24 protein-coding genes and 1 tRNA gene are annotated in these 23,269 nt (G+C 71.3%); 14 read left to right on the top strand and 11 right to left on the bottom strand.

Annotated elements, in window-relative coordinates; genetic code table 11:
• Window positions 1-34: 34 nt before the first annotated feature.
• Both ADY59_RS00125 and ADY59_RS00120 read left to right on the top strand, forming a co-directional pair.
• Window positions 35-952: a carbohydrate kinase family protein gene (locus tag ADY59_RS00125; protein WP_049556198.1), complete on the top strand. Its 918-nt coding sequence runs from the start codon at window positions 35-37 to the stop codon at window positions 950-952.
• Window positions 953-963: 11 nt separating this feature from the next.
• Window positions 964-2,178, top strand: a complete 1,215-nt coding sequence (locus ADY59_RS00120) for an aminotransferase class III-fold pyridoxal phosphate-dependent enzyme (RefSeq protein WP_049556197.1) — start codon at window positions 964-966, stop codon at window positions 2,176-2,178.
• A gap of 6 nt (window positions 2,179-2,184) precedes the next feature.
• Here ADY59_RS00120 and ADY59_RS00115 read toward each other — a convergent pair whose 3' ends face one another.
• A complete protein-coding gene (locus ADY59_RS00115) occupies window positions 2,185-3,420 on the bottom strand; it encodes an alkyl sulfatase dimerization domain-containing protein (RefSeq protein ID WP_049556606.1) in 1,236 nt (411 codons plus the stop codon).
• Between the two features lie 159 nt (window positions 3,421-3,579).
• On the opposite strand from ADY59_RS00115, the gene ngcE reads away from it, so the two are divergent.
• The 5 genes from ngcE (at window position 3,580) to ADY59_RS00090 (ending at window position 7,695) form a co-directional block, all read left to right on the top strand.
• Window positions 3,580-5,028: an N-acetylglucosamine/diacetylchitobiose ABC transporter substrate-binding protein gene (ngcE, locus tag ADY59_RS00110; protein ID WP_049556196.1), complete on the top strand. Its 1,449-nt coding sequence runs from the start codon at window positions 3,580-3,582 to the stop codon at window positions 5,026-5,028.
• 3 nt (window positions 5,029-5,031) lie between these two features.
• The gene (locus tag ADY59_RS00105; protein WP_049556195.1) at window positions 5,032-5,946 is read left to right on the top strand and encodes a carbohydrate ABC transporter permease; all 915 of its coding nucleotides are present in this window, start codon (window positions 5,032-5,034) and stop codon (window positions 5,944-5,946) included.
• Window positions 5,946-6,803: a carbohydrate ABC transporter permease gene (locus tag ADY59_RS00100; protein WP_049556194.1), complete on the top strand. Its 858-nt coding sequence runs from the start codon at window positions 5,946-5,948 to the stop codon at window positions 6,801-6,803. The genes ADY59_RS00105 and ADY59_RS00100 overlap by 1 nt, the downstream gene beginning before the upstream one ends.
• Before the next feature lie 9 nt (window positions 6,804-6,812).
• Window positions 6,813-7,088, top strand: a complete 276-nt coding sequence (locus tag ADY59_RS00095) for a 4a-hydroxytetrahydrobiopterin dehydratase (RefSeq protein WP_049556193.1) — start codon at window positions 6,813-6,815, stop codon at window positions 7,086-7,088.
• A 73-nt stretch (window positions 7,089-7,161) separates the two neighbouring features.
• The gene (locus ADY59_RS00090) at window positions 7,162-7,695 is read left to right on the top strand and encodes a superoxide dismutase family protein (RefSeq protein WP_053174306.1); all 534 of its coding nucleotides are present in this window, start codon (window positions 7,162-7,164) and stop codon (window positions 7,693-7,695) included.
• A 4-nt stretch (window positions 7,696-7,699) separates the two neighbouring features.
• Here the strand turns inward: ADY59_RS00090 and ADY59_RS00085 are convergent, their stop codons facing one another.
• The 3 genes from ADY59_RS00085 to ADY59_RS00075 all read right to left on the bottom strand — a co-directional run bounded on the left by ADY59_RS00085 (window position 7,700) and on the right by ADY59_RS00075 (window position 10,596).
• Window positions 7,700-8,137 (bottom strand): hypothetical protein, encoded by a 438-nt coding sequence (locus tag ADY59_RS00085; RefSeq protein WP_156325195.1) that lies wholly within the window; start codon window positions 8,135-8,137, stop codon window positions 7,700-7,702.
• Between the two features lie 73 nt (window positions 8,138-8,210).
• Window positions 8,211-9,176, bottom strand: a complete 966-nt coding sequence (locus tag ADY59_RS00080) for a pirin family protein (RefSeq protein ID WP_049556191.1) — start codon at window positions 9,174-9,176, stop codon at window positions 8,211-8,213.
• A 55-nt stretch (window positions 9,177-9,231) separates the two neighbouring features.
• Window positions 9,232-10,596: a serine hydrolase gene (locus ADY59_RS00075; RefSeq protein WP_049556189.1), complete on the bottom strand. Its 1,365-nt coding sequence runs from the start codon at window positions 10,594-10,596 to the stop codon at window positions 9,232-9,234.
• Window positions 10,597-10,751: 155 nt separating this feature from the next.
• Between ADY59_RS00075 and ADY59_RS00070 the strand changes: the two genes are divergently transcribed.
• Both ADY59_RS00070 and ADY59_RS00065 read left to right on the top strand, forming a co-directional pair.
• Window positions 10,752-12,464 (top strand): sensor histidine kinase, encoded by a 1,713-nt coding sequence (locus ADY59_RS00070; RefSeq protein ID WP_049556187.1) that lies wholly within the window; start codon window positions 10,752-10,754, stop codon window positions 12,462-12,464.
• Window positions 12,457-13,125 (top strand): response regulator transcription factor, encoded by a 669-nt coding sequence (locus ADY59_RS00065; protein WP_049556185.1) that lies wholly within the window; start codon window positions 12,457-12,459, stop codon window positions 13,123-13,125. The genes ADY59_RS00070 and ADY59_RS00065 overlap by 8 nt, the downstream gene beginning before the upstream one ends.
• Before the next feature lie 15 nt (window positions 13,126-13,140).
• Here the strand turns inward: ADY59_RS00065 and ADY59_RS00060 are convergent, their stop codons facing one another.
• The gene (locus ADY59_RS00060) at window positions 13,141-14,409 is read right to left on the bottom strand and encodes an MFS transporter (protein WP_049556184.1); all 1,269 of its coding nucleotides are present in this window, start codon (window positions 14,407-14,409) and stop codon (window positions 13,141-13,143) included.
• A gap of 55 nt (window positions 14,410-14,464) precedes the next feature.
• Between ADY59_RS00060 and ADY59_RS00055 the strand changes: the two genes are divergently transcribed.
• Window positions 14,465-15,460 (top strand): ArsR/SmtB family transcription factor, encoded by a 996-nt coding sequence (locus ADY59_RS00055; RefSeq protein WP_197093355.1) that lies wholly within the window; start codon window positions 14,465-14,467, stop codon window positions 15,458-15,460.
• Here ADY59_RS00055 and ADY59_RS00050 read toward each other — a convergent pair.
• Window positions 15,457-16,305, bottom strand: coding sequence for a spermidine synthase (locus ADY59_RS00050; RefSeq protein ID WP_231618458.1), 849 nt, complete (start codon window positions 16,303-16,305; stop codon window positions 15,457-15,459). The genes ADY59_RS00055 and ADY59_RS00050 overlap by 4 nt on opposite strands.
• A 72-nt stretch (window positions 16,306-16,377) precedes the next feature.
• On the opposite strand from ADY59_RS00050, the gene ADY59_RS00045 reads away from it, so the two are divergent.
• The 4 genes from ADY59_RS00045 to lat all read left to right on the top strand — a co-directional run bounded on the left by ADY59_RS00045 (window position 16,378) and on the right by lat (window position 20,498).
• Window positions 16,378-17,862, top strand: a complete 1,485-nt coding sequence (locus ADY59_RS00045) for a penicillin-binding transpeptidase domain-containing protein (RefSeq protein ID WP_231618486.1) — start codon at window positions 16,378-16,380, stop codon at window positions 17,860-17,862.
• Window positions 17,863-17,882: 20 nt separating this feature from the next.
• Entirely contained in the window at window positions 17,883-18,527 is a 645-nt protein-coding gene (trhA, locus tag ADY59_RS00040; protein ID WP_049556181.1) for a PAQR family membrane homeostasis protein TrhA, read from the top strand.
• Window positions 18,528-18,578: 51 nt separating this feature from the next.
• Entirely contained in the window at window positions 18,579-19,121 is a 543-nt protein-coding gene (locus ADY59_RS00035) for an HdeD family acid-resistance protein (protein ID WP_049556180.1), read from the top strand.
• A 66-nt stretch (window positions 19,122-19,187) separates the two neighbouring features.
• A complete protein-coding gene (gene lat, locus ADY59_RS00030; RefSeq protein ID WP_049556179.1) occupies window positions 19,188-20,498 on the top strand; it encodes an L-lysine 6-transaminase in 1,311 nt (436 codons plus the stop codon).
• Here lat and ADY59_RS00025 read toward each other — a convergent pair.
• The 5 genes from ADY59_RS00025 to ADY59_RS50950 all read right to left on the bottom strand — a co-directional run.
• Window positions 20,464-20,685: a helix-turn-helix domain-containing protein gene (locus ADY59_RS00025; RefSeq protein WP_049556178.1), complete on the bottom strand. Its 222-nt coding sequence runs from the start codon at window positions 20,683-20,685 to the stop codon at window positions 20,464-20,466. The two genes, lat and ADY59_RS00025, sit on opposite strands and share 35 nt — an antisense overlap.
• A gap of 158 nt (window positions 20,686-20,843) precedes the next feature.
• Window positions 20,844-20,916: transfer RNA gene (locus tag ADY59_RS00020), tRNA-His, on the bottom strand.
• A gap of 66 nt (window positions 20,917-20,982) precedes the next feature.
• A complete protein-coding gene (orn, locus tag ADY59_RS00015; RefSeq protein ID WP_049556177.1) occupies window positions 20,983-21,576 on the bottom strand; it encodes an oligoribonuclease in 594 nt (197 codons plus the stop codon).
• Between the two features lie 71 nt (window positions 21,577-21,647).
• Window positions 21,648-22,757 carry a DUF2510 domain-containing protein gene (locus ADY59_RS00010; protein WP_049556176.1) on the bottom strand — a complete coding sequence of 370 codons (1,110 nt, stop codon included), beginning with the start codon at window positions 22,755-22,757 and terminating at the stop codon, window positions 21,648-21,650.
• 82 nt (window positions 22,758-22,839) lie between these two features.
• The coding region (locus tag ADY59_RS50950) for a hypothetical protein (RefSeq protein ID WP_049556174.1) at window positions 22,840-23,269 on the bottom strand (430 nt) is incomplete at its 5' end.

Here is a 23,269-nt window from a genome sequence, read left to right as displayed (position 1 = left end):
TGACTTTTTATTCGGACGTCTGTCTATTTAGACCATGACCGTCGTCACGGTCGGCGTGCACATCGTCGACATCCTCGCCAGGCCCGTCGAGCGCATCCCCGACGGGCAGGACACCGTCCTGGTCGACCAGATCAGGCTGACCGCGGCGGGCGCCGCCGCCGGGACCGCCGTCGACCTGGTCAAGCTGGGCAACGAGGTCGTCTCCATGGGCGCCGCCGGCGACGACGAGCTCGGCGACTTCCTGGTCGCGACCATGACCAGGCGCGGCGTGGACGTCACCCGGCTGGTGCGCCGCGCCGGCGAGCAGACGGCCGCCTCCATCCTGCCGATCAGGCCCGACGGCGGCCGGCCCAGCTTCCACGTCCCGGGCGCCAACCTCGGTGTCACGCCCGCCGACCTCGACGCCGAGGTGCTGCGCGGCGCCCGCGCGATCCACCTCGGCGGCGTGGACGTCACGTTCGGCCTGGGCGACCCGGCGTTCTTCGCGCTGCTCGACGAGGTCCGCGCCGCCGGCACGCTCGTCACGATGGACCTGCTGTCGGAGATGCCCGACCTGCTGGGCATGGCGCGGGCGTTCCTGCCGCACGTCGACTACGTGCTGCCCAACGACACCCAGGCGCTGCTCATGACCGGCGAGCAGGACGTCCGGGCCGCCGCGGCCGAGCTGCTCGCCGACGGGCCGCGCGGCGTCCTGGTGACCCTCGGGGCGCTGGGCAGCCTCGTCGTCACGCACGAGGGCGACGAGCTCGTCCCGGCCCTCGACACGCCCGTGGCCGACACCACGGGCTGCGGCGACGCCTACTGCGCCGGCTTCATCACCGGCCTCCTGCACGGGCAGGACGTGACGACGGCGGCCCGCTGGGGCACCGCCGCGGCCGGGTGCGTCGCGACCGGCCTCGGCTCCGACGCCGGCCTGAAGGACCTCGACTCCACCCTGGCCCTCCTCACCTGAAAGAAGCTCTCATGACAGACGCCGAACTCCGGCAGCGGGCGCTGAAGGTCGTACCCGGAGGCATGTACGGGCACCTCAACGCGGCCATCTTCGCCCCCGGCTACCCGCAGTTCTTCGAGCGCGGCGAGGGCTGCCGGCAGTGGGACGCCGACGGGCGCGAGTACATCGACTTCATGTGCAGCTGGGGCCCCGTCGTGCTGGGGCACCGGCACCCGCGCGTGGAGGAGGCCGCGGCGCGCCAGCTCGCACTCGGCGACTGCCTCAACGGGCCCGGGCCGATCATGGTGGAGCTGGCCGAGCTGCTGGTCGACACCGTGCCGAGCGCCGACTGGGCGATGTTCTCCAAGAACGGCACCGACGCCACGACCCAGGCGCTCATGGTCGCCAGGGCCGCCACCGGCCGCACCAAGGTGCTCATGGCGCACGGCGCCTACCACGGCGCCGACCCGTGGTGCACGCCGTCCACCGCGGGCACGACCCCGAACGAGCGGGCCGACCTGGTCGAGTTCGCCTACAACTCGCTGGAGTCGCTGGAGGCGGCCGCGGCCACCGTCGAGGGCGACGTGGCGGCGATCATCGTGACGCCGTTCAAGCACGACTCGTTCGAGGACCAGGAGCTGGTGGAGCCCGCCTTCGCGCGCGGCGCCCGGGCGCTGGCCGACCGGCTCGGGGCCGCGCTGGTGATCGACGACGTGCGCGCCGGCTTCCGCGTCGACCTGCGCGGGTCGTGGGAGCCGTACGGGGTCCGCCCCGATCTGACGGCCTGGTCCAAGGCCATGGCCAACGGCTACCCGATCGCCGCCGTCACCGGGACCGATGCGTTGCGCGGGCCCGCGCAGTCGCTGTACACGACGGGCTCGTTCTGGTTCTCGGCCGTGGCCATGGCGGCGGCCAAGGCCACCATCGAGACGCTGCGCGACACCGGCGGGATCGCCACCATGGAACGGGCCGGGACGCAGCTGCGCGAGGGGCTGTACGCCCAGGCCGAGGCGCACGGGTTCACCGTGAACCAGACGGGGCCGGTGACGATCCCGTGGCTGAGCTTCGACGGCGACGCCGACCTGTCCACGGCCCTGTACTGGAGCGACGCCTGCCTGCGCCACGGGGTCTACATCCACCCGTGGCACAACTGGTTCATGTCGGCCGCCCACACCGCGGACGACGTGGCCCGCGCCCTGGAAGGCACGGACCTGGCGTTCGCCGAGACCCGCGCCCACCTGGGCTGACCGGGGCTAGCCGGTCCGGCGGGCCGACTCCGAGGCGGCCCAGGTGAACACGCCCTTGGCCATCAGCGACGCCTCCCGGGCCGCGCGGGCCGAGAAGACCTCGGCCCGCACCCGGTGCACGCCCGCGTCGTCCGGGGCCGCCGAAGCGGCCATCTCGGCCAGGTGGCCGGCCAGGCGGTCGTCGCCGTCCGAGAGGGCCTTCAGGGCGGCGTCCGCGAGCGCCTGAGGGCCGCCGGACAGCTCCGCCACGGCCTTCGCCAGGACGGCGTCGGGGGCGGGTTTGAGGTGGGCCGGGTTGCCGTCGTACCAGCCGCCGTAGAGCCGCCACAGGTTGCGCACCACGAACTCCGGCTCGTCGTACCGGGCCCGCAGATACGGCCGGTCCGCCAGGTGGGCCGCGGGCCGTACGGTGTGGACGATCTCGTCCAGCCGGGCGCCCGCGTTGAGCAGGTCGAGCGTCTGGGTGACGAGCGACTCCAGCCACTCGGCGGTCTCCAGCAGCGCCTGCCGGATCCGGTTGCGGCCGAAGATCGGCGCGCCGTGGCTGGGCAGCATGATCTCGGCGTCCAGCGCGGCCATCCGGCGCAGCGCGTGCACCCATTCGCGCGGGTAGCGCTGCACCTTCTGCGGGTTGCCGCAGTTGGGCGTCACCCAGATGAACAGGTCGCCGGGCAGCAGCAGCTTGTGCTCGGGCACGTACGCGACCGTGGCGTCGTCGGTCTCGCCCTTGGCGTGGAACAGCTCGAAGGTCAGCCCGCCGAGCCGTACGGTGAGGGCGTCACGGTAGGTGACGTCGGGGTGGCGGTAGCTGGTGGGCCAGCGGAGGTTGTCGGCCTGGAACTGCCGCTGATTGATGACCGAATTGTAACCGTTTGTCAGCAAATATCGTTGGAAGCGGTCCACCACCGCCTCGTGGGCGTACACGGTCGCCCTGCGGCCCGACTCCTCGAAAGGCCCGGTTCCGAAGACGTGGTCGATGTGCCCGTGCGAGTAGAAGGCGGCGTCGAGCGGCGCCCGGCTCCATGCCCGCACGTCCTCGTGCAGTTTGCCCGCCGAGAACGGGCTGCTGGTGTCGAACAGCGCCAGCGAGCCCTCGGTCTCGAAGGTGATCACGTTGCCGAAGCCGGACCACCATCCCAGGCCGTCGCCTATGCCGACGACCCCCCGGCCCGTCATTCCCGTGTCCACGATGCTGTCGTCGGCCTCGCCGTTCCACACGCGGTCCGCGTACTCCTCAATCATGCGGACCACTCTGCTTCTAGAATTCGGTTCTAGGCAAGGGATCACGGCAAGGTCACGTCTCGATTGCACCCTCTTGACGCGTATCCTCAGGCGTTCGTACGTTCGGGCGCACGTTTAGGAAACTTTCCTAATTCGGTCCCTTCTCTTCAGGAGCCCCCCATGACCCACCCGGGAGAGATCACGCGGCGTCAGCTTCTGCGCCGGATCGGCCTCACCGCGTTCGTCGCAGGTCCCGGCGCGGGACTGCTGAGCGCCTGCGCGACGGCCGGCGGGGGCGGAACGCCGTCTTCGGCGGCCCCCGCCACGACGCTGGCGGCCTCGGCCGACCCGAAGAACCCCTTCGGCGTCGACCCGAACAAGCCGCTCGAGGTAACGATTTTCAGCGGCGGCTACACCGACGCGTACGCCAAGGACATCCATGAGCCGATGTACAAGAAGGCGTTCCCCGGCGCGAGCATCAAGCACAACGCCACCCAGCAGATCGGCATCCAGCTCCGCCCGCGCTTCGTCAGCGGCGACGCGCCGGACGTGGTCAACAACTCCGGCCCCGAGTCGATGGACCTGGTGGCGCTGGCCGGGCAGGGGCACCTGGCCGACCTGTCGGTGCTGTTCGACGCGCCCTCCTACGACGACCCGGGCAAGAAGGTCCGCGACACGGTCACCCCGGCCGTGATCACCAACGCCAAGATCGACGGCAAGGACCTCGTGCTCAACTACACGGTGTCGCACCGGGCCCTGTGGTACAACGCCCGGCTCTTCGAGCAGAAGGGCTGGACCGTGCCGAAGACCTGGGCCGAGTTCACCGCGCTGGGCGAACTGGCCAAGAAGGAGGGCATCCTCCTGTTCGCCTACCCGGGGCAGGTCGGCCCGTACTACCAGACCTGGAACGTGCTCTACACGGCCGCCAAGATCGGCGGCAACCAGGTCATCATCGACATCGACAATCTGGTCGACAACGCCTGGCTCGCAGACCCGGTGAAGAAGGCGGTCGCCGCCTGGGTGGACGTCCAGACGAAATATGGCGACAAGGCGTACTTCGGTCTTGATCACACGCAGACCCAGGTCAAGCAGCTCCAGAACAAGCTGCTCTTCTACCCGACCGGCTCGTGGATCGAGAACGAGATGGTCAAGGACATCCCGGACGACTTCGAGTACGCCATCGCCCCCATCCCCGACGTGACCCCCACCGACGCCATGCCGTACGGGGCCATCCAGGTCGGCGTGGGCGAGAACTTCGTCGTCGGCGCCAAGGGCAAGAACCCCCAGGGCGGCCTCGAATACCTGCGCATCATGCTGTCGAAGGAAGGCGCCAAGGGCTTCACCGAGAAGACCCAGAACCTCACCGTCGTCAACGGCGCGGCCGAGGGCGTCGACCTGCCCGCCGCGCTCCGGAGCGCCGCCAAGGCCCAGGACGCCGCCGGTCAGAACATCATCACCGACGCCCGGTTCGAAGGCTGGTACAAGGAGCTCTTCGACTACGCCACCGAGCAGATCAACGTGGTCATGGCCGGGCGCAGCACCCCCGAGGAGTTCTGCGCCAACGTCCAGAAGAAGGCCGACGAGATCAAGAAGGACTCGAAGGTCTCCAAGCAGACGCGGAGCGAATAGTCGATGGAGCGGCTGCGCAAGTACGGATTCATCGCCGGGTTCCTCGCCGTCCCGGTCATCCTCTACTCGGTCTTCGTGATCAGCCCGTACATCCAGGCGTTCCAGATCTCGCTGACCGACTGGGACGGTTACGCGGCGAACCTGAACTACGTCGGACTGGAGAACTTCGCCAAGCTCTTCGACGACGACGCGTTCTGGCAGGCCCTGCGCAACCACGGGATCCTGCTGCTGGTGCTGCCGCTCGCCACCATCGTCATCGCGCTGTTCTTCTCCTTCCTCATCAACCTGGGCGGGGGATCGAACGGCGCGGGCATGCGCGGCATCTGGGGGTCGAAGTTCTACCGTGTGGTGTTCTTCTTCCCCCAGGTGCTGGCCGTGGCGGTGGTCGGGGTGCTGTTCAAGGCCATCTACCGGCCCGACGAGTACGGGGTCGTCAACGGGGCGCTGATCAAGCTGGGCCTCGACCCGGTGGGCTGGCTCGTCGAGCCGGGCCTGGCCCTCTGGGCGGTCATCGCGGTGATGATCTGGCAGGCCGTCGGCTTCTACGTGGTGCTGTTCTCGGCGGGGATGGCGGCCATCCCCAAGGACTACTTCGAGGCGGCCGCGCTCGACGGGGCTGGACGGTTCCGGCTGTTCTTCTCCATCACGCTGCCCCTGCTGCGCGACACCGTCCAGGTCGGCTGGGTCTATCTGGGCATCGCCGCCTTCGACGGCTTCGCCCTGATCCAGGTGCTGGCGGGCGACAAGGGCGAGCCCGACGGCACCACGCACGTGCTGCCCGTGCAGATCTGGAAGACCGCCTTCAACTACAGCGAGTACGGGTACGCGTCGGCGATGGGCGTGGCGCTGTTCTTCCTCACCGTCACCTTCGCGGTGCTGACCCTGCGCACCACCCGGCGCGAAAGGATCGAGTACTGATGGCCACGCGTCGTCGCCCGTCCAGGCCCCGGCCCAGCCTGCTCAGCGGGCTGTCCCACGTCGCGCTGATCATCTGGGCGCTGCTGATCATCCTGCCCCTGCTGTGGACGTTCCTGGCCTCCTTCAAGAACAACGCCGAGATCTTCGGCGACGCGCTGCAACTGCCGGGCGCGCTGCGGTTCGACTCGTGGGCGCGGGCCTGGGACAAGGCCCACGTCGGGCGCTACCTGCTCAACACGGTGATCGTGGTCTTCTTCAGCACGCTGGGCACGATGGTGTCCGGGTCGATGGCGGCCTACGTGCTGGCGCGCTACCGATTCCCCGGCAACCGGCTGATCTACTACTTCTTCGTGGCGGGCATGGCGTTCCCGGTGTTCCTGGCGCTGGGGCCGCTGTTCTTCGTGGTGCAGCAGGTGGGGCTGCTCTACACGCACGCGGGGCTGGTGCTGGTCTACATCGCGTACTCGCTGCCGTTCACGGTCTTCTTCCTGGCCGCGTTCTTCCGATCGCTGCCGGAATCGGTGGCCGAGGCGGCCCGCATCGACGGCGCCTCCCACACCCGCACGTTCTTCCAGATCATGGTGCCGATGGCCAAACCCGGCCTGGTCAGCATCACCATCTTCAACGTGCTCGGCCAGTGGAACCAGTATCTGCTGCCGCTCGTGCTGGTCGCCCGCGACGAGGAGGACTGGGTCATCACCCAAGGCATCGCCAGCATCTCCACGCTGGCCGGCGCCGACGCCGACTGGCCCAGCCTGTTCGCCGCGCTGAGCATGACGATCCTGCCGGTGCTCGTCGTCTACGTCATCTTCCAGCGCCAGATCCAGTCCGGTCTCGGCGCGGGAGCGTTGAAGTAGCGTGGCCTCGTGGACATCGAGCAGAAGCTGCGCGAGCTGCCCCGGTGGCGGCGCGAAGGCGACGAGATCCGGCGCACGGTCAGCGCCCCCGACTTTCCCACGGCCATCCGGATCGTCGACGAGATCGCGGTCCGGGCGGAGGAGCACAACCACCACCCCGACATCGACATCCGGTGGCGCGACCTGCACCTGGCGCTGACCACGCACGATCAGGGCGGCCTCACCGACCTCGACTTCACCCTGGCCGCCCTGATCGACGACATCGCCGCGAAACACGGTGCGTAGCCGAGTGGCTACTGGTTAGAGTGGTGCCCTCGCCGAGCCCGGGCCGTACGGGCTCCTGGACCGGGGGATTCCCATGCGCGTGCCCGCACTCCTGCTCGCCCTGCTCGCGGCCGGTTGCGCCGGCTCCCCGGCGCAGCTGGCCCACGCCCCCGACCCCGGCGACGTGCGCCTCACCGGCGGCGGCGAGTTCACCGACGGCGACACGACCGCCATCGCCTACGACCGCAAGCTCGTCCCGCCCGGCGCCCAGGCCAGCGTCACCGCCGAGTCCGACGCCGGGCAGACCCTCACCTCGCTCGTGGTCGAAGGGCTCCTGCCGACCCGCCCCTACGGTGCCCACCTGCACACCAAGCCGTGCGGCGGCACCGGTGAGGCCGCCGGCCCCCACTACCAGCACGAGCCCGGCCAGGCCAGCGTCCGCAACGAGGTGTGGCTCGACTTCACCACCGACGCCTCCGGCGCCGGCCGCGCCACGGCCCGCAACGCCTGGCGGCTCGAGCCGGGCGCCCTGCCCGGCTCCCTGGTGATCCACGCCCGCCACACCACCAGCTCCGGCCCCGACGCCGGCGCGGCCGGCGACCGGCTGGCCTGCCTGACGCTCAAGTGAGCCGTCACTTCCTGGAGCGCTTCACCACGACCGTGAGCAGGGCGATGACGGCCACGCCGAGCGGCAGCGCGCCGAGCACCAGCGCCTGTCTCCACACGCCGCGCGCCCCGGTCGGCAGCACCCGGTCGCCCGCCGGCGTCAGCGCGGCCGGGAACACCTCGCCCACCTCCACGTCCGGCACCGTGCCGACGACGATCGGCCCGCTGAACCGGTCGTCGAACTCGAAGGACGCCCGGCAGTCGAAGCGTCCGTGACCGAGAGCGTCGCACGACACGACCGTCGCGGTGCCGGGCGTCCCGGCGTGGCCGAGCGCCACCTTCAGCTCCGGCAGGGCGACCAGGACGACCGTGGCCGCCAGCCAGACCAGCAGGGCCCCCGGGATCAGCAGCCCCAGCATCCGCCCGGCGACCGTCCGGGTCGTGATTTGTTCCGTATATGCCACGCCGGACACTCTGGCGTCCGGCGCTTGGAAGCCACCTGCGAACGGCTGACCGGAGCGCGGCGGGTCAGGCGGGTCAGGCGTGGCCGGCGGGGATGGTGCCGAGGCGGCCCGCCTGGAAGTCCTCGAAGGCCTGGACGAGCTCGGCGCGGGTGTTCATGACGAACGGACCGTAGTGGGCGACCGGCTCGCCGATGGGGGCGCCGCCCAGGACGATGACCTCCAGCGTGTCCTTGGCGGCCAGTGTGATGCTCTCGCCGTCGGTGGTGAGGCCGGGCCGGTCGCCGAAGCCGTTGAAGACCGCGAGCTGCCCGGCGTGCAGGGGCCGCCGGTCGGCTCCTGCCGTGCCGCGTCCCGACAGGACGTAGGCCAGCGCGTTGAAGTCCTTGCGCCACGGCAGCGTGAGGCGGCCGCCGGGGCTGATGGTGGCGTGCAGCAGCGTGATCGGGGTCTGCGTGCTGCCCGGCCCGGCGTGACCGGCCAGGTCGCCCGCGATCAGGCGCACCAGCGAGCTCCCGTCGTGACTGCTGAGCAGCACGACGGAGGAGCTGCCGATGTCCTGATACTTCGGCGCGGTCATCTTCTTGGCGCCGGGCAGGTTGACCCAGAGCTGGATGCCGTGGAACAGCCCGCCCTGCCGCACGAGCCACTCCGGCGGCGCCTCCTTGTGCAGGATCCCGGACCCGGCGGTCATCCACTGCGTGTCGCCGTCGGTGATCGTGCCGCCGCCGCCGTTGGAGTCGAGATGCTCGATCACGCCGTCGATCATGTACGTGACCGTCTCGAAGCCGCGGTGCGGGTGCCAGGGCGTGCCCTTGGGCTCCCCGGCCGCGTAGTCGACCTCGCCCATCTGGTCCATCATGACGAACGGGTCCAGGTAGGCGGGCTTGATCGCGGCCAGCGCCCGGCGCACCGGGAACCCCTCGCCCTCGAAGCCGCTGGGCGCCGTCTCGACGGCCAGCACCTTGCGCTGCGGCGTACCGGCCGCGGGCTCCGGCAGGCGGGGGAGGGTGAGGAGGTTGTCAACGGTCACGGCGGGCATCTCGGGCTCCTTATGGCCGGGGATTCTGCTCCGGTCAACCCAGTTTATTTTTCAACTATTCCACCGCGAGCCCGAACGCCCCCCGGGCGAGCGCCAGGAACTCCTGGCCCGTCCTGCCGTCGTCGAACGGCGCGTCCGGGTTGACGCCCATGAGCGTCACGACGTACGTCCTGCCGCCGGAGGTGCGCGCCCGGAAGCTCAGGTCGAACACCCCCGGCTCGGAGCCGCCCTTGAACCACGCCGGCGACCAGCGGTCCTCCGGCAGCCCGATCCCGGCGTCGTTGGCGGACATGATGCCGGCGATCCGCCCGTCGTCCAGCTTCGCCAGCCCGGCGTAGGCGCGGCAGACGTCCATCGGGGAGGCGAACCACTCGATCGTGCCGAGCTCGCGCGGCTCCTGCCAGCCCGTGATGCCGGAGAGCGGCTCCTTGGCCACGACGTCCGCCAGATAGGCGCGCCTGCCCCGGGTGTCCTCGGCCAGGTAGCGCTCGGCCAGCTCCGGATAGCGCGCGCCCTTGAGCACGAACAGCTCCCTGGTGGTCAGCAGCGGCTCGTTGCGCCGCTCGTGCCCCTTGGTCCAGGCCCGCATCGTGCGCTCGACCGCCCGCCGGCCCGCCCGGTGCACGAGCAGGTCGGTGGCGGTGTTGTCGCTGATGGAGATCATCAGCTCGGCGGCCTCCAGCACCGTCACCTTGCTGCCGTCGGGCCGATCCTGCAGCCGGCCGCTCGGCAGGCTCTTCAGCTCGGGCGTGATCGTCAGCTCGGTGTCCCAGCCGTAGGCGCCCCGCTTGATCTGCGCGGCCACCGTACCGAGCACGAACAGCTTGAACATCGACCCGAGCGGGCGGCGCACGTCCGCCGCGACGCCCCGCACCGGGCGGCAGGACCGGCCGGTGACCTCGGCGGCGACGAACCCGGCCCGCGGCGCGGCCGCGCGCAGCCGCCGCTCCAGCTCGTCCCAGCTCGCGGGCGCCGGCCGTGGCTCGGGCGGCTCGGTGATCCGCAGCCCGTTGATCAGGCCCGCGCCGTCCACGCCGACCGTCAGCAGGTACCGTCGCCCGCCGGTCTCCACCGAGGCCACGAGCGCGGCGGCGTGCTGGACGCTCACGGCGAGCACCCGCATGTCGCGGTAGGCGGCCAGCACCTGGTTGATCTGCCCGGCGGGGACCGCGGCCAGGAACTCGGGGCTGAAGTGCCCGGCCAGCTCGCTCTCGCCGATCGGCGCCCGGCCGGAGGCGTCCAGCACCCAGCGCAGCGCGTCGCCCAGCGGCGTGTCCGGGATCTCGACGCCTGCCCCGGTTGCGGCGGTGACGCCGCCGGGCGCCCGCGCGGCGGCGGCAGGGGCGGTCGTGGTCAGCCCCGCGCAGGCGGCCAGCAGGAGGGCGCAGGCGGCTGCCAGGGGACGTACCGGCTTCTTCATGAAGGGTCCTTCCGCTCGACGGACCTCCAGCAAAGCCCGGCCGGATCGCCCGGCCCACCGTGCGGGCCACCGTTCCGGCGGGTGGGGTTGGCCGCAGGAAGTGTGCGGTCAACCTCATAGACGTGGTTCCGACGCGTTTGTGACGATGGCCGGTGATGCGTACGAATCTGCTGGCAGCTCTGCTGGCCGCGATCGCGACCGCGGGGCTGGTGGCGGGGACCGTCACGGCGGGTGGCCCGGTGCTCTCGCAGGCGGCGTTCATCGCCGTCGGGCTGATCCTGCCGGTGCTGGGCCGGCTGCTCGCCGCCCGCCGCCCGGACCTGCCCTACGGCTGGCTGCTGCTGGCCGCCGCCGTCTGCTTCGGCGTCGGCGTCTGCGGCGCCGGCCTGACGAGGGTCGCGCCCGGGCTCGCCGCCGCGGCCCTGGTCGCGATGGTCGCCTTCTACGGGCTGAGCTGGGTGTACATCCCCCTGCTGTTCCCGGAGGGGCGGCTGCCGTCCCGGCGCTGGCGGCCCGTCGCCTGGCTCGCCGGCATCGCCATCACCCTGCACGCGACGGGCAACCTGCTGGTGCCCTTCCTGCCCGGCCGGCCCTTCGAGGTGAACGGCCCGGTCCAGTGGGCCGGCGTCTTCGCCTCCGCCGCCGGTCAGTTCACGGTCTGGGTCCTCGGCTACGCGGTCCTCGGCGGGCTGGTGCTGCGCCTGCGGCGCAGCGAGCCGCCGGAGCGGGCCCAGTACGGCTGGATGGTGGCGGGAGCCACGGCCAACCAGGCGGGGATCGTGCTGGGCTACCTCTTCCTCGCCGGGCAGCAGGGCCAGGCCGTGGGCGTGATCGGGATGGTGGCCGTGCTGGGGGCGCTGCCCGGCGCGATCGTGGTCGCGGTCGCGCGGCACCGCCTGCTCGACATCCGGATCGGCCTGCGCGGCTCGCGCCTGCTGCTGGTGTTCGACGTACGGCCGACCGTGGGGGAGGTGCTGTCCAGCCTCGCCCCGAAGCTGGAGGACAGCCCCGAGCCCGTCGAACAGCTCGGCAGGCTCGCCACCGCCGTCCGCACCGGCCTGGAGACCCGCTGGGCGGCCGTCACGCTCGCCGACGGCAGGCGGGTGGTGTCCGGGGCGGAGGACGGCCCCGCGGCGCTCACCCTGCCGGTACGAGGCGGGCAGGGGAGCCTCGAATGCGGGCCGCGCGTCTCCGGCCGCCTGTCCAGGGAGGACCGGCGCTTCCTGGAGGCCCTGGCCGTGCCCGCCGGGCTGGCCATCCAGAGCGCCGGGCTGGCCACCCGCCTGGTCAACGCGCAGGAGGCCGAGCGGCGGCGCATCGAGCGCAACATCCACGACGGCGTCCAGCAGCAGCTCGTCGCCCTCATCGCCGGGATCGAGCTGGCCCGGGCCACCGGCGGCGGCGCCGGGACGCTCGGCCACCTGCGCGAGCAGGCCCGCCAGACCCTCGCCGACCTGCGGGAGCTCGCGGCGGGCATCCATCCGTCGGCGCTCGGCCAGGGCGGCCTGGTCAACGCCGTCGAGGAGCGCTGCGCCCGGCTGCCCGTGCCCGTCCAGGTGTTCGCCGGCCGGGAGCTGCGGGCCGAGCGCTTCCCCGACGAGATCGAGGGCGCGATGTACTTCACCGTGAGCGAGGCCGTGGCCAACGCCCTCAAGCACGCGGCGGCGGCCAGGATCGAGGTGCGGCTGGCCAGGGACGTGGGGAGGCTCGGCGTGACGGTGTCCGACGACGGCAGGGGGTTCGAGGTGCGGCCGGGAGTCCTCGGCACGCTGACCGACCGGCTCACCGCGCTGGGCGGCGGCCTGCGGGTCGAGAGCGAGCGCGGGAAGGGGACACGGGTGGACGCCTGGGTGCCGGTCGATGGGTGACACGATCAGGGCGGTGCTGGCCGACGACCACTACCTGGTGCGCGAGGGCACCCGGCAGCTGCTGGAGACCTCCGGCGAGGTCACGGTCGTCACCACGGTAGGCGACGCCGACCAGCTGCTCGACGCCGTGCGCAGGCTGCGGCCGGACGTGGTCGTCACCGACATCCGGATGCCCGGCGGGGCCTGGCGGCAGGGCTTCGAGGGCATCGACGCCGCCCACCACGTACGCGCCGGGCATCCGGGCGTCGGCATCGTGGTGCTTTCGCAGTATTCCGACGCGCTGTTCGCGCTGGAGCTGTTCAAGCACGGCACCGAGGGGCTCGCCTACCTGCTGAAGGACCGGGTCGGCGACCTCGACGAGCTGCTCGGCGCGATCAGGGCGGTCGCCGCCGGCGGCTCGGTCATCGACCCGAAGGTCGTCGAGGGCCTGATGGCCAGGCACGACGTGCGCGGCGAACCGGAGTCGCTCACCCCGCGCGAACGCGACGTGCTGCGCGAGATGGCCCACGGCAGGTCCAACGGCGCCATCGCCAGGGCGCTGCACCTGTCGGTGTCGTCGGTGGAGAAGAACGTCAACGCCATCTTCACCAAGCTCGGCCTGGAGAACAGCGGCGACGTGCACCGCAGGGTGGCGGCGGTGCTGGCCTACCTGCGCCCCTGACCGGACCCCGCCGGGTCAGCCCGCCTTGGCGGCCGGTACGGGGCCGGCGGCAGCGGCCGTCTCCCGGGGGCGGTGCCTGCGGGCGACCATCGCGGCCCCGGTGCCGCCGGCGACGAACAGCGCGGCCAGGGCCAGCCAGCCCACGGTTCCGTGCTCGACGGCGGTGGAGGTCACGAGCACCGGTGAGACCATGGCGGCGATCGCGTAGCCGGTCTGGCTGAGGCCCTGGTAGGCGCCTGCGCTGCGCTGGTCGGCCAGTTCGAAGGCCATGCCCCAGCCGCCCGCCTCGCCCAGGATCTCGCCGAGGGTGTGGGCGAGCGCGGCCATGATGAGCAGGGCACAGGCGATGACCGCGTTCCCGTACCCGGCCAGCGCGTACAGCCCGCACGCGAGCGCGATCAGCCACGACGCGCGCCGGACGGCGATCCCGGCGCGGCGCACGTCGTGGACGCCACGCGAGACGCGCACCTGGAGCACGGCCACCACCACGGTGTTGAGGACGAGCAGCACCGACACGAGGGCGGTGGGGGCGCCGGTGGAGGCGACCCAGAGGGGGACGCCGACGGTCATCAGGCCGAACTGCAGCGCCACCACGGCGTTGCACGCCACGCTCGCCACGTACGTGCGGTCCTTGAGCGGCGACGGCCCCTTGGCGGCGCCGTCCGCCGCCGGGCCGGCCGGGGCGGTCATCCGGCCCGGCAGCTCCGGCACCTGGCGTCCGAGGCGCGCCAGCGGCACGGCGGCCGTCAGCAGCAGGACGCCGCAGGCGACGATCGCTGCCTGGTAGGCCACGGCGGTCCCGGCCAGGAGCGCCGCGGCGGCGGCCAGCGTGCCCAGGCCGATGAAGACGTTCGTGACCACGCGCATCCGCGCCCGGACCTCGACCCGTTCCGGGCCGGTGTACCACCGTGCCAGCATCGCCTGCTTCGACGTGCCGCTCGCCGAGCGCATGGCCACGGTCAGGCAGGCGATCAGGGTGAACATGACGGCGTCCGAGGTGAGCGTGTAGGCGAGCATCGCCACGCCGTTGAGCGCGGTCGCCGCCGTCTGGACGCGGTGCGCGCCGAGCCGGTCCGCGAGCCGCCCCGACGCGTACGAGGACAGCACCCCGGCGCCGCCCGCGATGCCCAGCCCGAGGCCCACCGTCGTGGCGCCGAGCCCGATGACCAGCGTGAAGTACAGCGTGCTGACGGTGTAGAAGACGCCGCTGGAGAGCGCGTACGCCATCGTGCTGAGCGTCAGGGAGCGCCCGACGCGGTCTTCGGGGAAGAAGGTTCGGATCACGTCCCTTTTCTCCCGCATCAGGGCCGGTCAACCTATTGATGTAGCGTATGGCTACATGGTCATGGGGCGGATCGAGTACGAGCTCGCCGGCATGGACGTCGCCGACGTGCGCTTCGCCGTCTCGCCCGTCAACGAGCTCACGCTGTCGCTGCGCACCTTCCGCGACCCCGGCCGCTACCCCGTGCACCTGCCCTGGCTGCGGCGCACCGAGCGGGTCCGGGCCGAGCTCGACGTCCCCCTGCTGCGCGCCCTCACCAACGAGGCGATGTGGTCGCCCGACTACCTGACGCCCCGGCCGTACGCGCCCCTCACCCGGATCGACGACGAACTCGCCGCCGTCGCCGCGGTGCCCCTGGAGCGCATGCTCGACGACCTGCGCGCCATCCACCCGCGCGGGCTCCCGGCGCCGCTGAGCGGCGATCCGGCGGCCGTACGCGCCCGCATCACCGAGGCGTTGCGGGCCTACTGGCGCACCTGTTTCGCGCCGTGGTGGCCGAGGATGCGGACGGTGCTGCAGGCCGACGTGATCTTCCGCGGGCAGGTCATGTCCGCGCACGGCCTGGCGACGATGTTCGCCGACCTCAGCGAGCGGGTCTCGCTCGACGAGGGCGTCGTGCGCGTCCGCCTGATGACCAGCACCGGCTACCGGCGCTCCACCGGCGGGGACGGGCTCACCCTGATGCCGACGCTCTTCAGCAGGGGTGTGACCGCCCCGATCTCGCCGGAGGAGCCTCCCCTGATCATGTACGGCACCCGCGGCGCCGGAACGCTCTGGCAGACCGAGGCCCGCCGATCCCCGGCGGCGCTCACCGAACTGATCGGCGCGACGCGCGCGGGCCTGCTCTCGGCGCTCGCCACGCCGGCGTCGTCGACCGAACTGGCCGGCCGCCTCGACGTCACCACCTCGGCCGTCAACCAGCACCTTCGAGCGCTGCGCGACGCGGGCCTGCTGACCAGCGCCCGCCACGGCCGCTCTGTCCTGTATCTGCGCTCGGAGCTCGGTGACGCCCTCATCGCGGGCGGTGGCCCCGCGGCGGACCCCGAGGCTTAGCCGAACACCGCCGGGGGCGGCACCGGGGCGAGCACCGCGTCCCCGTCCCTGATCGGGGCGGCCCCCGCGATGAAGTTGACCAGGGCCTCGCCGTGCACGCACCGGGCCTGGGTGAGGCCGCCGGCGGCCCGGCGGGTGAGCAGGTCGAGGGGCAGCTCGGTACGGGAGGCCGCGACGATGAGGTTGCCGAAGCGGCGCCCGCGCATGACGCCCGGCTCGGCCAGCAGCGCCACGTGCCGGAACGTGCCGGTGACGGTGGCCAGCAGCCGCCTGGCGAACGACAGCCCCTTGCCGTCGGCCAGGTTGACCAGCAGCGTGCCCGCCGGGCGCAGCACCCGGGCGATGTCGCCCAGGTATTCCTCGGTGGCCAGCTCGACCGGCATCGTGGCGCCGCTGAAGGCGTCCAGGACCAGCAGGTCGGCCGTGTCGTCCCAGATCTTGGCGGTGCCCTCGCGGCCGCCGGCCACGATGACCTTCAGGCGCGGCACCGAGCGCAGGCCGAGCTGCTCGCGCACCAGGTTGACCAGCAGGCCGTCGGGCTCGATGACGATGTGCCGGGAGCCGGGGCGGGTGGCCGTGACGTAGCGGGCGATCGTGCACGCACCGCCGCCCACGTGCACGGAGCTCAGCGGCCCTTCCGGGAGGAGGTCGATGACATCCGCCATGAGGCGTACGTACTCGAATTCCAGAAAAGTCGGGTCTTGTAGGTCAACATACGACTGAGGTACGCCATCCTTGGACAGCATCCAGCCGTCCTGCCTGTCCAGGTCCCGGAGTAGTTCGACCTCGCCGAACGTCACCGAATACTGGCCGGGAGTCGGCTCCCGCTGCTGTCCACGTGCCACGTTGGTCCCTCCTGGGAGAACCGTATGCGACGCAGAAGGTTGATTGTGCTCGTTGGTGCGGTTTTCGTGGTCATGGCAGCCGTGGCCTTCGCGGTCGCGGCGGCCGGCGGGGTCAAGGGCAGCGCGGGCGCGACGGCGGAGGCGTACTTCAAGGCGTGGCGCGAGGGCGACGTCGGCGCGATGAGCCGCCTGGTCGACCGGCCGCCGGAGGACTTCCGCGCCCGCCACCGGGCGATGGACGGCGAGCTCGGCGTCGAGGACCTCGAGTTACGGCCCGCGCCGGTCAGGAGCACCGGCGAGGACAGCGCCGAGGTGCCCTTCAGCGGTGTGCGCACCCTCGACGAGCTCGGCGCGTGGCCGTTCGACGGGGTGCTGCGGCTGGCCGTGCGCGAGCGGGAGTGGAAGGTGGTGTGGGCCCCGGAGACGCTGCACCCGCTGCTCAAGGACGGCGGCACGATCGAGCTGACCGAGTTCGAGGGACCGGCGGCCGAGCTGGTCACCAGCGAGGGCGAGCCGATCCCGCGCGACAGCTACGCCGAGTCCTACCTGGCCAGGCTTCGGCCCGAGTACGCGGACGTCAACCTGGGGCTGGCCCTGGTGGCCAAGGGCCCGGGCCGGGCCGAGCAGCGGCTGCTGACCGCCGAGCCGAAGAAGAACGTCGTGCGCCTCACGCTCTCGCGCCGCGTCCAGGCGGCGGCCGCGCGGGCGCTGGACGGCGTGGAGAACTCCTCGATCATCGTGCTGCGGCCCGGGACCGGGGAGGTGCTGGCGGTGGCCGACCGGCTCAAGGACGCCTACAGCGCCTTCCACGACATGTTCCCGCCCGGCTCCACGTTCAAGACGATCGTCGCCGCCGCCCTGCTGAAGTCCGGGCTCGAACCGGGCTCCCAGGTACCGTGCCCGGCCACGTACGCGATTCCCGGCCACCGGGGCTTCGACAACGACGGCGGGACGGACCGGGGCATGATCTCCTTCGCCGACGCGCTGGCCCACTCCTGCAACACCACCTTCGTGCAGCAGGCCACGACCAGGATCGGCGCCGAGGAGCTGCGTGAGACGGCGCTGGAGTGGGGGTTCGGGCGCGGCATGCCGACCGGCGCGCAGGGCGTCTGCGGCTCGATCGAGGACCCGGAGACCCCCGACGACGCCGGCGCGAACATCATCGGCCAGGGCAAGGTGCAGGCGTCGCCGCTGTGCATGGCCGCGGTCGCCGCCGCCGTGCAGGACGGCACCCTGCGCTCGCCCCGGCTGCTCGCCGAGGAGGAGGTGCGCCAGATCGACGGCCGGCCGCATCCGCCGGTGCCGCTGGACTCGAAGGTCGTGGCCGGGCTGCGGGTGATGATGCGCGCCGTCGTGGACCACGGCACGGCCGGTGACGCCGGGCTGCCCGACGGCGTGGCGGGCAAGACCGGGACGGCCGAGGTGCGGGGCCAGCGGCCGCACGGCTGGTTCATCGGCTTCGACGACGAGCTGGCCTTCTGCGTCTTCGTCAGGAACGGCGGCTCGGGCAGGTCGGCGGCGGTGCCGATCGCGGTCCGCTTTCTCAACGGACTCTAACCTACGGTACCGTAGGTTATATGACGACGATCACCGTAAAGCCCAGGTTGCGCGGTTGGTTGCACGCCGGAGCCGTGCCCGTGACCCTCCTGGCCGGCTTCACGCTGGTGGCGCTCGGCCCCACGCTCCAGGCTCGCCTCGCCGCCGCCGTCTACGCGATCACCTCGGGCCTGCTCTTCGGCATCTCGGCCACGTATCACCGCAGCACGCTCGGCCCCCGGCTGGCCGAGGTGCTGCGGCGCTGCGACCACGCCAACATCTATCTGATCATCGCGGGCACCTACACGCCCTTCGCGCTGCTGGCGCTCGACGGGGCCGCCCGCGTGGCGGTGCTGAGCGTGATCTGGGGCGGGGCGCTGGCCGGGGTGCTGTTCAGGGTGCTGTGGATGGGCGCGCCGCGCTGGCTCTACACCGTGCTCTACCTGGCGCTCGGCTGGACCGCGATCTTCGTGATGCCGCAGCTCCTGGAGGGCGCCGGGGTGGCCGCCGTGGTGTTGGTCGCCGTCGGCGGCGTCTTCTACAGCGCCGGCGCCGTCGTGTACGGGCTCCGGCGCCCCGACCCGTCGCCGCGCTGGTTCGGCTACCACGAGGTCTTCCACGCCTTCACCCTGGCGGCCTACCTGGTGCAGTACATCGCCGTGTCGATCGTCGTCTACTCCCAGTGATTTGACCGCTCCGGGGGATATGCGGGAGGCGATTCCGGACAGCAGTGCGGAATGGAGAGACTCGCAAGCACCTGGTGGCTGGTGCTCATCCGCGGCATCGCGGCCATCCTCTTCGGCATCCTCGCGCTGATCTGGCCGGGCATCACGCTGCTGGTGCTGGTGGTCTTCTTCGGCGCGTACGCGATCGTCGACGGGATCTTCTCGGTCTTCTCGGCCTTCCGGCACGGGGCCCGGTCACGGGCTTGGCCGATCTTCATCGGCGTCGTCAGCGTCCTGGCGGGCATCGTGGCCCTCGTCTGGCCAGGGATCACCTCGCTGGCCCTGCTGTACGTGGTCGCGTTCTGGGCGATCTTCCACGGGGTCGCCGAGATCGTGGACGGCGTCCAGCTCCGCAAGGTGATCGACAACGAGTGGATGCTCATCCTCGGCGGCGTCCTGTCGGTGATCTTCGGCATCCTGCTGCTCGTCTGGCCGGGCGCGGGCATGCTCACGCTCGCCTGGCTGATCGGGATCTTCGCGATCGTGTACGGCATCGCGATGGTGGCGCTGGCGTTCCGCGTGAAGAACCTCGTACCAAAGGCCCATAACCCGTAAATTTTACGTATATATCGGCATCAAGGCGGGAAATGTACTGCATGTCCGGCTCAATGTGGAGGAGACATGGACGTACACGCCCGCCTCGCCCGCCACCTACTCGTCGACGGTTACCGGCTCGTCCTGGACCTGGAGCTCAGCCAGGGCTCCTGGCTGGTCGACGCCCGTGACGGCCGCCGCTACCTGGACTTCTACACCTTCTTCGCGTCCGCGCCGCTCGGCGTGAACCCACCCTTCGATCCGGACTTCACCCGCCTGCTGGGCCAGGTCGCGCGCAACAAACCCGCCAATCCCGACATGTACACCGAGCACCTGGCGGACTTCGTCGACACCTTCACCCGTGTGCTCGGCGACCCGGAGCTGCCCCACCTGTTCTTCGTGGAGGGCGGCGCGCTGGCCGTCGAGAACGCGCTGAAGGCGGCCTTCGACTACAAGAGCCGCCGCAACGAGGCCGCCGGCCGCTCACCCGCCCTGGGCGCCCGCGTCCTGCACCTCACCAAGGCCTTCCACGGCCGCAGCGGCTACACGCTGAGCCTGACCAACACCGACCCGGTCAAGACCGAGCGCTTCCCGGTCTTCGACTGGCCGCGCGTGGACGTGCCCGCCATCCACTTCGGCGACGTCGAGGCGGCCGAGGAGCGCGCCCTCGCCCAGGCCCGCGCCGCCTTCGAGCGGCACCCGCACGACATCGCCTGCTTCATCGCCGAGCCCATCCAGGGCGAGGGCGGCGACAACCACATGCGGGCCGAGTTCCTGCAGGCCATGCAGCGGCTCTGCCACGAGCACGACGCGCTGTTCATCCTGGACGAGGTCCAGACCGGCGGTGGCACGACCGGCACCCCGTGGGCCTACCAGCAGCTCGGCCTGGAGCCCGACATCGTGGCCTTCGCCAAGAAGGTGCAGGTGGGCGGGATCATGGCGGGCCGGCGGGTGAACGAGGTCGACGGCAACGTGTTCCGGCGCAGCGGCCGGATCAACTCCACCTGGGGTGGCGGGCTGGTCGACATGGTGCGCAGCCGCGGCCTGCTGGAGATCATCGAACGCGACGGGCTCATCCCGCGCGCGGCCACCCTCGGCTCGCTCATCCTCGAACGCCTCACCAAGCTGGAGGCCGAGCATCCCGAGACCGTCGCGAACGTGCGCGGCCGGGGCCTGATGGCCGCCTTCGACCTGCCCGGCGCGGCGGCGCGCGACGCGATGGTCACCGCGCTGCGCGAGGACGCGGGCGTGCTGGTGCTGCCGTGCGGCACCCGTTCGGTGCGGCTGCGTCCGGCCCTGAACATCTCCGAGCAGGACCTGGAGCACGGGCTCGGCGCGCTGGCCACGACTCTGGAGCGGTCAGTCACTCACGCGACAGCCACAGGCCGATCGCGGTGACGCGCGAGTCGACGCCGAGCTTGGCGTAGATGCGGTTGACGTGGTTCTTGACCGTCTTCTCGCTGAGGAACAGCCGTTGTGCGATCTGGCCGTTGGACTCGCCCTTCGCGATCAGGTCCATGACTTCGGCTTCGCGTTTGCTCAATGACGTGAACACGCTCTCGAACGCTGCGTCGTCGACTCTCATCCGGCCTCCGGGGCGCGCAGACGGTCAGGTCGCCGAGGGCCCCCGAGCTTCCGGCGTTGGCGGTAGACAGCGAGCATAACTCGCAAAGTCATGATTTGGGGACAATGCCGGAAGAAAACGGCAACGGCCGGTCCTGGCGGACCGGCCGTTCGCGTCAGGGTGAGTGAAGGGACTTGAACCCTCGACATCCAGGACCACAACCTGGCGCTCTGCCAACTGAGCTACACCCACCATGCGCCGCCCGTGAGAACGGCACAGCAAAAGTGTAGCGGTGTTCGGGAGTCTTCACGCCACCCATTAACCGCTGACACGCTCGGCGAGCGTCCGCGCCGTCGCCGAATCGGGCCCCGGCTGACCCACGAACACGGCGGCGCGGTAGTAGCGCAGCTCCCGGATGCTCTCGGTGATGTCGGCCAGCGCCCGGTGGCCGCCCTGCTTCTCGGGCGCGGCGAAGTAGACGCGCGGATACCACCGGCGGACCAGCTCCTTGATCGACGACACGTCGATCATCCGATAGTGCAGGTAGGCGTCGACCGTCGGCATGTCGCGCGACAGGAACGTGCGGTCGGTCCCGATCGAGTTGCCGCACAGCGGAGCCTTCTTCGGCTCGGGGATGTGGCGGCGCATGTAGTCGAGCACCATCGACTCGGCCTCGGCCAGCGTCACCCCGCCGGCCAGCTCCGGCAGCAGCCCCGAGGCCGTGTGCATCTCCCTGACCACCTGCGACATCTGCTCCAGCGACTCCGGCGGCGGCTTGATGACCACGTCGACGCCTTCGTCGAGCTGGTTGAGCTCACTGTCGGTGACGATGCACGCCACCTCCACGAGCGCGTCGCGCCCGAGATCGAGCCCGGTCATCTCGCAGTCGATCCAGACCAGCAAGTCACTCATACGTTCTCCTCGCCGCAGCGGCCCGGAGTGACCCGCCCCGCTTGCCTACCCCACCAGCCTAGTGCCACCGGTCACGCGGGCTTGATAGAGCTCAGCACGTCACTGAGCACGTCGGTGCCGAGGTTGTCCGGGACCGAGATGTGGATCAGCGCCGGACGTTCGTCCGCGCCCCGGTCCATGAGCACGACCGCGCCGCTCTCCTTCTTCCACTTGTAGCCCTTCTCCTCCGACACCTTGGTGAAGTCGAGGTCGAACTGCAGCAGCCAGGCGTCGTGGTCGCCGATCTTCATGGCCTTGTCCGCGACGATCTTGGATTCGTGGGGGAGGTCGTAGAAGCGGCCGAGGTCCGCCAGGAACAGCTTGGCCGTGGCGCCGAGACCGGCGACGCCGGCGTACGGGTAGCGCTGGTGCAGCACACCCGTGTTCACGTTGCCGACCCAGTCGCCCTGGCCGTCGAACTTCTCGTGCGAGATCTTGTGCACGGCGCTCGTCCATCGCTGTTCGGCCGGGTTGGAGCCGTTGATGGAGCTTGACTTGGGAACCGTCCACCCCTCGGGCACCTTGTACGAGACGCCCGCGGTGGTGTCGGTCACCGTGCCGTCCTGCGGCTGCGGCAGCTCGGCCGGGGCCGTCGGCTGGTCCGTGGGCGGATCGCTGGGCGGGCCGGTGGGCGGATCGCTGGGCAGCGGCTCCTCCGTCTCCGGCAGCGTCTGCGACGGCGTGTCGGTGGGCGCGGCCACCGGCGAGGAGCTGTTGGCCAGATAGATGCCGGCCACCGCGATCAACGCGATCACCACCAGCGCCGCCAGGCCGCCGAACACCCACGGCAGCGGGTTGCCCTGCTTGGGCGGCGGGCCGTAGCCGGGACCGGGCAGCGGCGTGCCGCCCCACTGACCGGGCGTCTGCTGCTGCGCCGGCTGGCTCTGCGGCTGGCTCTGCGGCTGGGCCTGCGGCTGGCCCTGGGAGAACTGCGGCTGCTGGCCGTAGGCGAGGGTGGGGTTCGCCGGGGCCGACGACCAGCCGGGCCGGCTCTGGGGCTGCTGCGGGCCGGAGGCGGGCTGCTGCTGGGAGCCCTGCTCCAGGGGGTGGGTGGCGTCGGTCCACTGGTTGCCGTCCCACCACCGCAGTTGCGGGGATCCGTAGGGGTCCGGGTACCAGCCCGCGGGGGTCTGCTGGGTCATGCCCGTCAGAGTAGTAAGAACGGCTTTGAGATGCATTGTTGCGGCGTCAGCACTTGGTTCAGCACCTGGTTCAGCACCTGGTTCAGCACTTGTAGGTGAAGCTCGCCTTGCCGCTGCGGGCCGGGCCCGGCGACAGCACCCGCAGCGTCGCGGTCGCCTTCACCGTGCTCTCGCCCTGCAGCTCCCAGCGCAGGGTCAGCGGGTACGTCGTCGTGTCGGCGCGGGTGCGCAGGGTGCCCTGCTGGGTCTTCTTCTCCAGGTTCTGGTGCCACTCGTAGCGGATCTCGCCCGGGGCGCCGTTGGTGGTGATCGTGCCGGTGACGGTCACGACGCTGTCGCAGCCCTGGGTCTTCTTCGGCACGCTCACCGCCACCTTCGACACGGCCAGTTCCGGGCCGCCGCCGCCCAGCTTGAGCCAGGCGAGGATCGCGCCCGCCAGCACGGCCGCCAGCACCAGCGCCGACAGCACCGTCCGCTGCCGTCGCCGCCCCCTGGCCCGGCGCCCCGCGCCC

Origin of the sequence: Nonomuraea sp. SBT364 (genome assembly GCF_001083785.1) — a bacterium.
Classification (GTDB): domain Bacteria; phylum Actinomycetota; class Actinomycetes; order Streptosporangiales; family Streptosporangiaceae; genus Nonomuraea.
Note: the sequence above shows the minus strand (reverse complement) of the source record. Positions and strands in the feature narration are given on the sequence as shown.

Bases quoted from the DNA above. Each gene is read 5' to 3' on its own strand.
- ADY59_RS00125 (WP_049556198.1), top strand. From the start codon at position 35: ATGACCGTCGTCACGGTCGGCGTGCACATCGTCGACATCCTCGCCAGG.
- ADY59_RS00120 (WP_049556197.1), top strand. From the start codon at position 964: ATGACAGACGCCGAACTCCGGCAGCGGGCGCTGAAGGTCGTACCCGGA.
- ADY59_RS00115 (WP_049556606.1), bottom strand. From the start codon at position 3,420: ATGATTGAGGAGTACGCGGACCGCGTGTGGAACGGCGAGGCCGACGAC.
- ngcE (WP_049556196.1), top strand. From the start codon at position 3,580: ATGACCCACCCGGGAGAGATCACGCGGCGTCAGCTTCTGCGCCGGATC.
- ADY59_RS00105 (WP_049556195.1), top strand. From the start codon at position 5,032: ATGGAGCGGCTGCGCAAGTACGGATTCATCGCCGGGTTCCTCGCCGTC.
- ADY59_RS00100 (WP_049556194.1), top strand. From the start codon at position 5,946: ATGGCCACGCGTCGTCGCCCGTCCAGGCCCCGGCCCAGCCTGCTCAGC.
- ADY59_RS00090 (WP_053174306.1), top strand. From the start codon at position 7,162: ATGCGCGTGCCCGCACTCCTGCTCGCCCTGCTCGCGGCCGGTTGCGCC.
- ADY59_RS00080 (WP_049556191.1), bottom strand. From the start codon at position 9,176: ATGCCCGCCGTGACCGTTGACAACCTCCTCACCCTCCCCCGCCTGCCG.
- ADY59_RS00075 (WP_049556189.1), bottom strand. From the start codon at position 10,596: ATGAAGAAGCCGGTACGTCCCCTGGCAGCCGCCTGCGCCCTCCTGCTG.
- ADY59_RS00070 (WP_049556187.1), top strand. From the start codon at position 10,752: ATGCGTACGAATCTGCTGGCAGCTCTGCTGGCCGCGATCGCGACCGCG.
- ADY59_RS00065 (WP_049556185.1), top strand. From the start codon at position 12,457: ATGGGTGACACGATCAGGGCGGTGCTGGCCGACGACCACTACCTGGTG.
- ADY59_RS00055 (WP_197093355.1), top strand. From the start codon at position 14,465: ATGGTCATGGGGCGGATCGAGTACGAGCTCGCCGGCATGGACGTCGCC.
- ADY59_RS00045 (WP_231618486.1), top strand. From the start codon at position 16,378: ATGGCAGCCGTGGCCTTCGCGGTCGCGGCGGCCGGCGGGGTCAAGGGC.
- trhA (WP_049556181.1), top strand. From the start codon at position 17,883: ATGACGACGATCACCGTAAAGCCCAGGTTGCGCGGTTGGTTGCACGCC.
- ADY59_RS00035 (WP_049556180.1), top strand. From the start codon at position 18,579: ATGGAGAGACTCGCAAGCACCTGGTGGCTGGTGCTCATCCGCGGCATC.
- lat (WP_049556179.1), top strand. From the start codon at position 19,188: ATGGACGTACACGCCCGCCTCGCCCGCCACCTACTCGTCGACGGTTAC.
- ADY59_RS00025 (WP_049556178.1), bottom strand. From the start codon at position 20,685: ATGAGAGTCGACGACGCAGCGTTCGAGAGCGTGTTCACGTCATTGAGC.
- orn (WP_049556177.1), bottom strand. From the start codon at position 21,576: ATGAGTGACTTGCTGGTCTGGATCGACTGCGAGATGACCGGGCTCGAT.
- ADY59_RS00010 (WP_049556176.1), bottom strand. From the start codon at position 22,757: ATGACCCAGCAGACCCCCGCGGGCTGGTACCCGGACCCCTACGGATCC.